This window comes from Actinoplanes sp. NPDC026623, assembly GCF_040638275.1.
Lineage (GTDB): Bacteria > Actinomycetota > Actinomycetes > Mycobacteriales > Micromonosporaceae > Actinoplanes.
The window spans coordinates 1-10,304 of sequence record NZ_JBEZXZ010000102.1 but is presented as its reverse complement, the minus strand read 5'-3'; the positions used below and the strand labels follow the sequence as shown (position 1 = coordinate 10,304).

Here is a 10,304-nt window from a genome sequence, read left to right as displayed (position 1 = left end):
CGCCTGGCGTGCGTCTTTTCCCCCCACCCTTCCGGGTGGGGGGGTGGGGGGGGGGGGGGGGGGGGGCCAACGTCATCGCCGCGCGCGCCCGTGTGGGGCCCCCCCCACGGCCTGCCCGGCGGGCCATAGCTATGGAGGGGGTGTTCGGGGCACGCAGTCGTGCCCGCAGCGTGCGGGACATGGCGGGTTCACCTCCCGCCGCGCACCCGCAGAAGAGGGTGCGCGGCGTTGCTCGAAGCGGCGGGAATGGACCGCCGCCGGGCGCCAGAGGTGAGGGACGGTTGCGAGGTGAGCGCGGGTGTCTCGGGAGGAGCTCGTCCTCCCTGTTCGGGTTTCGCTGTGATGAGGTGTCAGCGCATCAAGGGCGCGGCACCCGAGAACGTCCCCGGCTCACGTCGACCGGCTCGAAGACTCGGGGCCCGGCGGCGGGCGGAGACCGCCGCCGGAGGCACCCGTTGTCCGGTGCCGCGGCGGTTCCGCACCCTCAAACCGGTGTTTGTCGGCTGTGGCGAACACCCGGCCGTCTCACACGAACCTGACACGATCTTTGCGGGTCTGACAGCGCAGGTCAGGGCCGCTTTCACCCTGGTTCGACGGTGGGGCGTGGCGGCCGGCTCACGTCTGACAGCAGTGCGCGGGCGGCAGGTAAATGGCCGCTGTCAGACTCGTATCGGACTGCTGCAAGCCCGCAACTGTCGACATCGCGCCGGGCGTCTGGTCCCTGTCTGCGAGGGATCGCTGCCGATTCCGGAACCGACACGGCTCATCACCATGGACTGCCGCCGCGCCAACCGCCGGCCCGCGTGGACGCGAGCATCGACATCGCAGGGCCGGCCGGCCAAGCGGCGGTCGCCGACCAGGGCCGATCGCGGCGCGGTCGCTTCTCGCGAACTTCGATGATGCGTGCGGCCGGCGCCGGACCGTGCCGGCCGCAGTGAGCTCGCCGAGTCGGTGGATGCTCGCCCGCACATGCGCAGCGGGCCCGACGTAGACGTCGGGCCCGCTGAAGTGGTGTCGCAGGGTGGTTCAGGCGACGAGCAGCTGCGGCTGTTCCGGTGCGGTGGGGCCGCGGCCGGCGCGGATCCGGCGGCGCTGCTCGGCTTTACGCGCCCATTGTGCCCGGACCTGCGGTGAGGTGACCTCGGAGAGCATGCCGTCGCTGACCGCCTCGGCGATGCGGGCGTCGATGCGTTCGATGCGGCGGCGCAGGGTGTCGACTTCCAGTCCCAGCCGGGCGGCGATCGGTTCGATCGCGCGGTGCCCGAGGCGTAGGTCGATGTAGGGCTGCTCGTCGCACGCGTCGATGATGCCGAGCTCGACGGCGCGGTGCACCAGCAGGTCGGGGTGCCCCCAGGGGCGTTTCGGCGTGCGCGGCCCGGTGACGTGCTCGAGGATCTCCTCGGGAAGCGGGATCGCTTCGGCGCCGTCGCGCTGGTGCAGTTCGTGGCCGGCCCGCCAGGCGGCGCGGCACAGCGACGCGTACGGCGCCGGGCGGGTCAGATCGACTCGGTCCCGTAACGCGGTCAGGAAGCCGGTGAGGATCTCCGCGTCCAGGTCGTGGGTGTCGCCGCCCCAGCCGCGGCGCAGTTGCCCGGCGTAGCGGCGCAACGCGGGTAGGGCCAGGGCGGTCGCGGCGATCACCCAGGCTGGGCCGTTGAGGCGGGCGCGGCGGATCAGCTCCTGCCACACCGCGTCGCGGGCGTCGTAGGATCGCGGGTGCTTAAGCAGCCAGCGCCGCAGCGCGGGCAGGCTGAGCCTGCCGTCGGGCAGGTCGTTGCCCTCGCGCAACGGCTCCAGGTCGAGCAGCAGCGGCTGCGGTCCGGTGGTCAGCGCGGCGAAGGCTGCGTCGACGGCGTCCAGCGGTGAGTCGGGCCAGGCGGTGGCGGTCATGCAACGAAACTCCCTGATCGAATGCGGTGGGCTCCTCGGCGTGGCGATCGTGTTCGAACGGGTTCGCCGCTTGCCGAGGTTGATTGCGCCACGAGCGGCTGACAGCGTTCCGACAGCGCTGGTCAGCCCCGATTCGGACCCCGGCCGTGAGGGGTGCCGGCCGTCTGACGGACCGGTGCAACCGCTCGCCGTACCTGACAGCGTTCTGGCACGGATCTGACAAACACGCTCTGAGCTGCGGACTTAAGCGCATGGGTGCGGTGAGTTGTGGTGCACCAATGACTCACAGAAATCTGACAGCGCCCGCCCGGCGTCTCACCAGGGGCCGGCCACGGTCTCACCGCGTCTGACAGCCGGCTGACGGCGCTCGCGTGTTACCCGGCCACGCGCGAACGGCGCCGACAGGCGACGTCGTGTCAGAACCGTGTCAGAACCGTGTCAGAGCGCCGACAGGTCGGCGAGTGTTCGCCCGAGCCGACAAAACCCGGTTTGAGGGTGTCAGCGCATCACGGCGCGGCGCGGAGCCCACCACTTCATGAGCGAGCACACGCCGCAGCAGCACACCAGTACGCCCGCCTCCATCGACCCGGCCGCGATCGACGCGGCCCCGACCGACCTGGTCGCCGGTGACCCGCCGGTGCCGATCACCGTCTGGCGAACGTCGCGGACCGAAGCCGACGCCGGACGCAGCATCGGCGCGCGCCTCGCGGCCCGGCTGATCGCCGCCTACTCCCGCCGTGGTGAGGTCGTCGTCGACCTCACCGACGGCCATGCTCTCACCCAGGCCTGCGCGATCGGCGGCCGGATGCACCACCCGGCCTGGTTCACCGACGCCTCCAGTCTGATCGTCGGCCCGGTCAGCCCGGCGCACTCCGCCGACACCACGCCCGAGGGCACCGGTGAGGACGAGGAGGATCTGCCGGAGCTGAGCGCCTGGTTCGGTGATGACCTCACCGACCCGGCCCTTCACCCGGCGGCACCGGACGCCGGTGTTCCGGTCGACGGTTCTCTGCACGGGGTGACCAGTCTGGTGGTTGCCCGTTGGCCGCTCGACGACACTGGTGACGCCGCGAACCGGGTCCGCCTGGCGTGGTTGCTGACCGCCTGCGCGCAGCTGCTGCGCCCGGGCGGCTGCCTCATCCTCATCGTCGCCGTCCCGGCCGGTGTCCCGCCGATTCCGGAGGACTTCACGCCGGTCGTGCAGGCCGCCGCCGGGGTCCGGCTCGGCTACCTGCAGCACATCGTCGCGGTCGCCGCCGATACCAACGGCGACGCGTTCATCTACCACGTCACCGACGAGGAACTACTCGCCCTGGCCGACGCCACCGGGCAGTGGCAGGCCGCGCACCTGCGGGTGCACGCCGACCTGCTCGTGTTCAGCCAGACCAGCCGACGCGACCCGACGACCGGTAAGACCGGCCGCAAGGGCGGTGGCCGCCGTGGCTAAGCACCGTTCCCCGCAGGAGCCGGGTACCACGCCCGACGTTCCTGGTGCCCGGCCGGCCTCCGGCGGGCGGCACCGCGCCTACGACGGCCGGCACCGCAGCGCCGGGCCGGACGACCTGTCGGTGTGGGCGACCGCCCAGTCCACCGGGCCCGTGCAGCGCAAGGGCCGCTACGTGACCGAGTCGGTCAAGCACCCCGCACGGATGCTGCCGGCGATCGCCGCGCACGCCATCGCCCACTACACCCAGCCGGGAGATCTGGTGCTGGACCCGATGTGCGGGATCGGCACCACCCTCGTCGAAGCCGTGCACGCCGGCCGCGACGCGTTCGGCATCGAGTACGAGTCCCGCTGGTCCGACATCGCCGACGCCAACATCAAACACGCCCACACCCAAGGAGCCACCGGCCGGGCCGCCGTGATCCGCGGCGACTCCACCAGCATCCTGTCGCTGGTCCCGGCAGCCTTGACCGGGCAGGTCGCCCTGGTCGTGACATCGCCGCCGTACGGGCCGACCGTGCACGGCCTGGTCGAACCCGGCGAAGGCGGCGTCCGCAAGTCCGACAACACCTACAACGACGGCACCGACAAGGGCAACCTCGCCTACCGCGACCTCACCGGCCTGACCGACGGATTCGCGCAGATCCTCGCCGGCTGCGCGACACTGCTGCGGCCCGGCGGCGTCGTCGCGGTCACCGCCCGGCCCTGGCGCAAACACGGCCAACTCGTCGACCTGCCGTCCGCGGTGATCGGCGCCGGAATGCGGGCCGGGCTCACCCCGGTGGACCGGTGCGTCGCCCTGCTCGCCGCGGTCCGCGACGACGCACTGGTCGCCCGGCCCAGCTTCTTCCAGCTCCAGGCGGTCCGTAAGGCACGCCGGTCGGGCACCCCGATGCAGTTGATCGCGCACGAGGACGTCCTCGTGTTCCAAAAGTCGATCGGCGACGGCGGGGTGGTTGCGTGAGCGATCCCACCGCACGCTACTTGTCGCTCGGCGCCGGCATACAGAGCTCGGCGCTGCTACTGCTTGCCATTCACCGCCGGATCCCGGCGTTCGACGCCGCCATCTTCTCGGATACCGGATGGGAGCCTGTAGCCGTCTATTCCCATCTGCGGCGCCTCGAGCAGCTCGCCGCGCCGGCCGGGATCCCGATCGTCCGGGTCTCGGCCGGCAACATCCGCGACGACGCCCTCGACCCCGCCCACCGGTTCGCGTCCATGCCGCTGTTCACGCTCGGCCCCAACGGTGAGAAAGGCATGGCCAGGCGCCAATGCACCAGCGAATACAAGATCCGTCCTATTAAGACAGAAGTGCGGCGGCGGCTCGGCTACCCGCACCCGGCACGGGTGCCGGCCGGGACGTTCGCGCAGATGACGATCGGCATCTCGGTCGATGAGGTGCACCGGGCCCGGGACTCCGACGTCGCCTACATGCGCAACATCTTCCCGCTGCTGGATCTCGGGTGGCGGCGCGGCGACTGCTCGACGTTTCTGGCCGAACACGGCCTGGCGGACACTCCCCGGTCGGCTTGCCTGGGATGCCCGTTTCACACAGACCTCGAATGGGTGCGGCTGCGCGAGCAGGACCCCGCCGGGTGGGCGGACGCGGTCGCGTTCGACGCCGCGATCCGTCAGGGATCCGCTCGAGCGAACGCCGACGGGCATCCATTGCGCGGGCAGTTCTTCCTACACCGGCAGCGGGTGCCGCTCGGCGAGGTCGTGCTGCGCCCGCGAGCCGGTGATGAGCAGGAGACGCCGGGCTGTGGGCCGTGGAGCTGCCCGCATCCGGCCGAGCCGGTAACCGAGGACATCCCGGCTGCCGCGGCGGCTGCGGGATCCGGGAATGTGTCCGGGTTGCGGGAGTTATCTGGACACTTTCACATAGTCGTGGTGGAGATCACAGCCTAAGGCCTCGCGGGCAGCACTACTCAAAGATCAAGGCGCGAACAAAAGTCGAGTCTCGGCTAATCAGACGGACCCCTGTGCCACCGAAAGGCTTGGGCGACTTTTTGCGCCTCCTCCTGGTTCATTGGCCTATTGTCTGCCATAATCCTGGCGGCCCCATGTTCGATATATGAGTCCCATACTGGAGAATAGTCCACACGTTTGGGCTCATTTCCGAGAGCCCTACGACCCGGGTTGAATTCGTATTTGTAGATCGTGCCGTGCTTGTCGATAACGAGGCTTTCACCGTACATGTACCTGCTGAACTTTGGCGTAAATAGCACCAGGGGCCAAACCACCACAAGATCTTGGGACCAGCTGGGTGTCTCGATATTGAACGACTGTATGTCACGTTTCTTGCACAGCGTGACGTACTCACGGGCCAATTGAGCCTGGGAATCTTTTCGCATAGCCTCTTCGGCGAGGAATCTTTGGTTTTCTGGCGATGCCGCTGCGCGCGCTGCGGCCTCTTCGGCTTCGCGCCGCGCGCGCTGTTCGCTCTCGGCTGCGGCGCGAGCGCGTTCCTCAAGTGACATATGGGCTCTCTTCCGTTGAAGACAAGCAGCCAACTGTGCGGCAAGGATATGGGAGGGAGGTCCTGGGTGGCAGACAGTAAGTCAGCCGAGGTCAAGTATCTCCACGGTCGAGAGCAGACCGTTATCGAAGCCAAGGGCAACCGGCAGGAGGCTATTCGCCTCCTGCGGCTGCACGGCTACCTGCGTTAGCACTGAAAGCTGATCGAGGCATCGGCGCCGCAGCGGTGCCTGCGCCGGTCTCTGGCCGGCGGCGCGCTTTCCCCGCCGCCGTTCCCCGGCTCGGGCCGGCGGCTCCTCACCTCACGTCCCCGGAAAGGACGCCTTGCCATGACGATGCCCGAGTACGACTCGGCCGACCACCCGCCCCAACCGAACGAAGGAGACGAGCGATCCGGCGACACCGCCTGGACCGTCGAACGGATCCGCGCCCTCGGCTTGGTCACCGACATCGCCACCGCGGCGCGGATCTTCGGCCTGTCCCGCGCCGCCGCCTACGACCTCGCCAAACGCGACCAGTTGCCGATCACGGTGCTCCGGTTCGGCACCCGCTACCGCATACCGGTCGCGGCGATCCTCCAAGCCCTGCACCTGCCAGTCGACGACGAGCAACCACCCGACCCGCTCCCGCCGTCGGCGACTTGACCCGTTCCGGAAGGCACGCGTCGATCACCCACGACAAATCCGCAGCCTCCGGCTGCACCATGACCCCTGAGGAGCCACCCACCATGGCGGAAGGACCCGTCCACAAGATCTGCACCTGCCGCAACGCCCACGGCACGAAACTCGGTACCAAATGTCCCCGGCTCCGCCGCGCGGGCGGGTCCTGGAGCGCCACCCACGGCCGGTGGGGCTACCAACTTGAACTACCACCGAAAGCCAACGGAAGACGCCGGCAGCTGCGCCGCAACACCTTCGACAGTTCCAAGCAGGCCGAGGCCGATCTGACCAAGGCCAAAGACCTCCTCAGCCTCGCCGGCGACGACGCCACCCTCGCGAGAGAAATCGCCGACCTACTCCAGGCGGTCAAGGCCGGACAACCACTGCCCGACCGTGACGTCATCGCCAAACGAGTCCGAGCCGGTATTCCCGCCACCGCCGACATGACCATCGGCGAGTACCTCACCCAATGGCTCGCGTCCCGCCGCAAGATCGAACCGGGCACGAGGCGCGCCTACGCCTCCCACATCCGGGTGCACCTCACCCCGCACCTCGGCCACGTCGGCATCCAGCAGCTACGCGTCGAGCACATCGCGGCGATGTTCACCAAGATCACAGAATGCAGCACCATGATCGAGATCGCACGGCAAAGCGACGACCCGGAGATCCGGGCCAGCGTCCGGGGCATGCGGACCACCGGCCCGGCAACCCAAGAGCGTATCCGCGCGACGCTGCGAAAAGCACTCCGCGACGCGATCAGCCAAACCAACAACCGGTTGATCGACTTCAACCCGGCCGCCCACGTCGAACTGGAATCGGCGAAGCAACCCAAGGCGCGGGTGTGGACGGCCAAAGCCGTCCAACGATGGCGCGAGACCGACAAGAAGCCCAGCCCGGTCATGGTGTGGACACCCGAACAGGCCGGGGCGTTCCTCGACTACGCCGAAGCCCACGACATCGTCCTCTACCCCATCTTCGTCGGCATCCTTCACCGCGGCATGCGCCGCGGTGAAGCCCTCGGCCTGCGCGACACGACCGTCGACCTCGAGTACGCCCTCGCCACGGTCGACCTGCAACGCACCACCGACGGATACGAACCGGTCGACAAGAAGGTCAAATCCGACTCCGGGAACCGCACCTTCGCCCTGGACAGCTTCACCCTCGCCGCGTGGCGCGCCTACCTCGCGCGCCGCGCCCGTTGGCAACTGGTCAGCGGCCCCACATGGCCGGACCACGGGCACTTCTTCGTCCAACCCAACGGCGACAAATGGCATCCCCACACTGTCACCAAACGCTTCGACCGACTCGTACGCGACTCAGGGCTCCCCCCGATCCGCCTGCACGACCTGCGGCACTGCGCAGCGACATATCTCAAGGCGACAGGCGCCGACATCAAAGACGTCCAGGAACTCCTCGGCCACTCCACCTCAACCATCACCTCGGACACCTACACCTCGGTGCTCACCGAACTTCAGGTGGAGCGGGACAAGCACGAAGCCGCCGCAGCGCTAGTCCCCAGGCAACGACGGGGCCGGGCCTCGTAAGCCCGTCCTAGGCACAACCGCCAGGACCGCACTAGCCCAGGAACTGCCCAACACCTGCCTGGTCGGTTTGCGGCCCGCCAGGCGCGACTGTACCGAGATCCGAACGCAGTGGACTTGTGCATGATGCTCTCCTCCGGAGCTTTCGCCGTGGGTGAAGGAGAACCAGAACGGACAGCCGGACCGGCCTTGATCCGCAGGACCGGTCGGGCCGGCTTGCCGACAACCGCCGTCCCGTCGACCTACTTCTCAGTGGTACCACGGAGATCACTTACCTGAGATCGATGAAGTGGATCGCCGTCCCGATCTATCGGCGCCGCGTAGGCGACATCTTCGCCCAGTTCGACAGCTCCGGCGGGACCGCATCGAGCATCCGCTGCAACATCGTCCGGGCGTCGGCCTCGTCGTCGAAGTAGTGCGCCACCTCACGGCCGTCGGCGCCGCCCTCACGGCCGAGGACCTGCCAACCGGTCTCAGTGCGGATCAGGAAGACGTCGCGCCGGTTGAGGCCGAATCGGCGATTGAAGTAGTGCTCGACGCGCGTAGCCATGCCAGCATGTTAGAACGTCAGTTCGAATCGATAAAACGGGGAACTACACCGCAGTAGTTCGTTTCCGCAGGTGGAAGCCTTGATCGGCGTGACGTAGCGTCGATCGAGTGGAGCCCAAGGTCGAGTTCGCGATGCAGACACCGGACGGCGTCTGCCGCATCGAGATCATCAAACGCGGGCGGACTCAGTGGTACCGGATCATCCACGACGACAACGTCCTCGACTGGCTCAGCATTGCCGCCGTGCAGCGCCTTCTCGGCGAGGCGGGCGTGGACATGGCCGACCTGACCGAGGTCCCCGCCTGCGCACCGGCCCCGAATGAGGGTCAGCACGGCGTAGCCTGATCTTCCGTCGCGCCAGTGCCCCGATGGCTGATGCGGGTTTACCCAAGCGTTGACAGAACCGTGACACCCACGATGAGGTCCATGTCCGCGCGGGCCGCCACGGCGGCACCCCACCCTGCTGCAATACTTCGCCGTCGAGTACTGCAAACACCCGTGCTCCATCGCCACGCATCGATTAGATGTACGACTATATTTGCAGGTCAAGGGCGTATTATTGTGGGCCGCCCGGGATTCGAACCCGGAACCTAAGGATTAAAAGTCCTCAGCTCTGCCATTGAGCTAGCAGCCCGCGACGATCAGGGTACCTGCACAGAGCTGACGACAAGGCCCCCGTCCCAGGCGCGTCAATGTTTGCGCTGGTCGGAGGGCTGCAAATCTCGTGAGCATTGCTAGCCAACGTCGCTCCTTCGAGCATCCCTGAACCTCTACGGCATGACGAGGGCCCATTGCCGAAGTTACGAGCAACCACGGAGCAACGATATTGGCCAGCGACCGGTGACGACGAGGCGCCCGCAAGTCCAAGAAGTAGGCCGGCCGTACGCCGGACCCCGACCACACCGCGGCTTGGACCGGATCGCAGCCTGAATTCACCGACCTGGTCGGCCGCTGCTCACTGACCCTTGGCATGGGCGTGCTCGCGTTCCTGGTCACCGTTGTGCTCGGTGGCGGGCACGCCGTCGCGGCCGGGCACGGCAAGACCATCATGGCGGCCTACCTGGTCGGACCCCGGGACGAGCAGGCCACGACCCGACCGTGGCCGCCACCACGCACACCCTCGGCGTGCTCGCCTCGGCGTCATGTTCGCCGCGTCCCTGCGGCTCGCCGCCGACATCATGTACGGGTGGCTGCGGCTGGGTCAGCGGCCTGCTCGTCACGCTGGTCTGTGCCTACCGTGGCATCGCAGGCGGTGGCCATCGGTAAGACGTTAGCGGCGACTAAGGCGCCTGGATCTGCTTCCAGGACGAGGCAGGCCAGGTCCTGCGGCCACCGGTGGCCAAGCCCAGGGCCCGGCGCGGGCACACGCCCGGGGTTGAGTTCTCCGAGATTATCCGAGATCGTACGAACAGGTTCCAGATAACGCCTGGGTAGACCGCGTCCAGCGCTCAACGCTGTACCTGCCGAGAATGTCATCCGGGCGGGTCAGGCGGCATGCTCGTACTCGTGGAGGATGCCGCCGAGGCGGTCATGTCGGTGGATGGTCAGGTGGGTGAGCCGGTGCGGGTCGGTGATCGGTGTGGGTAACGGGGCCAGTGGGCGTGCGTTGCCGATGCCCTGATGAGGTCTGTGTCCGTTGTAGAAGATTTCGTACTCGCGCAGCGCGTGCAGAAGGTGTCGCTGGTTGAAGATCAGCGTCCGGTCGAGCAGTTCGCGGCGGCAGGTCCGCACCCACCGTTCCAT

11 protein-coding genes and 1 tRNA gene are annotated in these 10,304 nt (G+C 68.1%); 7 read left to right on the top strand and 5 right to left on the bottom strand.

Annotation, left to right across the window (positions count from 1 at the left end; all coding sequences use genetic code 11):
• Positions 1 to 1,026: 1,026 nt before the first annotated feature.
• Complete coding sequence (locus tag AB0F10_RS26615) at positions 1,027 to 1,890, bottom strand: hypothetical protein (RefSeq protein ID WP_360630499.1); 864 nt, start codon at positions 1,888 to 1,890, stop codon at positions 1,027 to 1,029.
• Between the two features lie 535 nt (positions 1,891 to 2,425).
• Between AB0F10_RS26615 and AB0F10_RS26610 the strand changes: the two genes are divergently transcribed.
• From AB0F10_RS26610 to AB0F10_RS26600, 3 genes are read left to right on the top strand one after another with little or no spacing between them, the layout of a single operon-like run.
• Positions 2,426 to 3,337 (top strand): hypothetical protein, encoded by a 912-nt coding sequence (locus AB0F10_RS26610; RefSeq protein WP_360630496.1) that lies wholly within the window; start codon positions 2,426 to 2,428, stop codon positions 3,335 to 3,337.
• Positions 3,321 to 4,298, top strand: coding sequence for a DNA methyltransferase (locus AB0F10_RS26605; protein ID WP_360630493.1), 978 nt, complete (start codon positions 3,321 to 3,323; stop codon positions 4,296 to 4,298). The genes AB0F10_RS26610 and AB0F10_RS26605 overlap by 17 nt, the downstream gene beginning before the upstream one ends.
• Positions 4,295 to 5,242 (top strand): hypothetical protein, encoded by a 948-nt coding sequence (locus AB0F10_RS26600; RefSeq protein WP_360630490.1) that lies wholly within the window; start codon positions 4,295 to 4,297, stop codon positions 5,240 to 5,242. The genes AB0F10_RS26605 and AB0F10_RS26600 overlap by 4 nt, the downstream gene beginning before the upstream one ends.
• A gap of 56 nt (positions 5,243 to 5,298) precedes the next feature.
• On the opposite strand, the gene AB0F10_RS26595 is transcribed toward AB0F10_RS26600, so the two are convergent.
• Positions 5,299 to 5,814 carry a hypothetical protein gene (locus AB0F10_RS26595; RefSeq protein ID WP_360630487.1) on the bottom strand — a complete coding sequence of 172 codons (516 nt, stop codon included), beginning with the start codon at positions 5,812 to 5,814 and terminating at the stop codon, positions 5,299 to 5,301.
• 66 nt (positions 5,815 to 5,880) lie between these two features.
• On the opposite strand from AB0F10_RS26595, the gene AB0F10_RS26590 reads away from it, so the two are divergent.
• The 3 genes from AB0F10_RS26590 to AB0F10_RS26580 all read left to right on the top strand — a co-directional run bounded on the left by AB0F10_RS26590 (position 5,881) and on the right by AB0F10_RS26580 (position 8,015).
• Positions 5,881 to 6,003 carry a hypothetical protein gene (locus AB0F10_RS26590; protein WP_360630484.1) on the top strand — a complete coding sequence of 41 codons (123 nt, stop codon included), beginning with the start codon at positions 5,881 to 5,883 and terminating at the stop codon, positions 6,001 to 6,003.
• A gap of 138 nt (positions 6,004 to 6,141) precedes the next feature.
• Positions 6,142 to 6,456, top strand: a complete 315-nt coding sequence (locus AB0F10_RS26585; protein WP_360630481.1) for a helix-turn-helix domain-containing protein — start codon at positions 6,142 to 6,144, stop codon at positions 6,454 to 6,456.
• Between the two features lie 83 nt (positions 6,457 to 6,539).
• Positions 6,540 to 8,015, top strand: a complete 1,476-nt coding sequence (locus AB0F10_RS26580) for a tyrosine-type recombinase/integrase (RefSeq protein ID WP_360630478.1) — start codon at positions 6,540 to 6,542, stop codon at positions 8,013 to 8,015.
• A 304-nt stretch (positions 8,016 to 8,319) separates the two neighbouring features.
• Here the strand turns inward: AB0F10_RS26580 and AB0F10_RS26575 are convergent, their stop codons facing one another.
• The gene (locus AB0F10_RS26575; RefSeq protein WP_360630475.1) at positions 8,320 to 8,562 is read right to left on the bottom strand and encodes a hypothetical protein; all 243 of its coding nucleotides are present in this window, start codon (positions 8,560 to 8,562) and stop codon (positions 8,320 to 8,322) included.
• 107 nt (positions 8,563 to 8,669) lie between these two features.
• On the opposite strand from AB0F10_RS26575, the gene AB0F10_RS26570 reads away from it, so the two are divergent.
• On the top strand, positions 8,670 to 8,906 hold the full coding sequence (locus AB0F10_RS26570; protein WP_360630472.1) for a hypothetical protein: 237 nt from the start codon (positions 8,670 to 8,672) through the stop codon (positions 8,904 to 8,906).
• 217 nt (positions 8,907 to 9,123) lie between these two features.
• Here AB0F10_RS26570 and AB0F10_RS26565 read toward each other — a convergent pair.
• Positions 9,124 to 9,195: transfer RNA gene (locus AB0F10_RS26565), tRNA-Lys, on the bottom strand.
• 851 nt (positions 9,196 to 10,046) lie between these two features.
• Positions 10,047 to 10,304, bottom strand: a 258-nt coding sequence (locus AB0F10_RS26560) for an integrase core domain-containing protein (RefSeq protein WP_360630469.1), incomplete at its 5' end; no start/stop codon positions are given.

Excerpts from the sequence above, each read along its gene's own strand:
- AB0F10_RS26615 (WP_360630499.1), bottom strand. The coding sequence starts at position 1,890 with ATGACCGCCACCGCCTGGCCCGACTCACCGCTGGACGCCGTCGACGCA.
- AB0F10_RS26580 (WP_360630478.1), top strand. The coding sequence starts at position 6,540 with ATGGCGGAAGGACCCGTCCACAAGATCTGCACCTGCCGCAACGCCCAC.
- AB0F10_RS26575 (WP_360630475.1), bottom strand. The coding sequence starts at position 8,562 with ATGGCTACGCGCGTCGAGCACTACTTCAATCGCCGATTCGGCCTCAAC.
- AB0F10_RS26610 (WP_360630496.1), top strand. The coding sequence starts at position 2,426 with ATGAGCGAGCACACGCCGCAGCAGCACACCAGTACGCCCGCCTCCATC.
- AB0F10_RS26585 (WP_360630481.1), top strand. The coding sequence starts at position 6,142 with ATGACGATGCCCGAGTACGACTCGGCCGACCACCCGCCCCAACCGAAC.
- AB0F10_RS26595 (WP_360630487.1), bottom strand. The coding sequence starts at position 5,814 with ATGTCACTTGAGGAACGCGCTCGCGCCGCAGCCGAGAGCGAACAGCGC.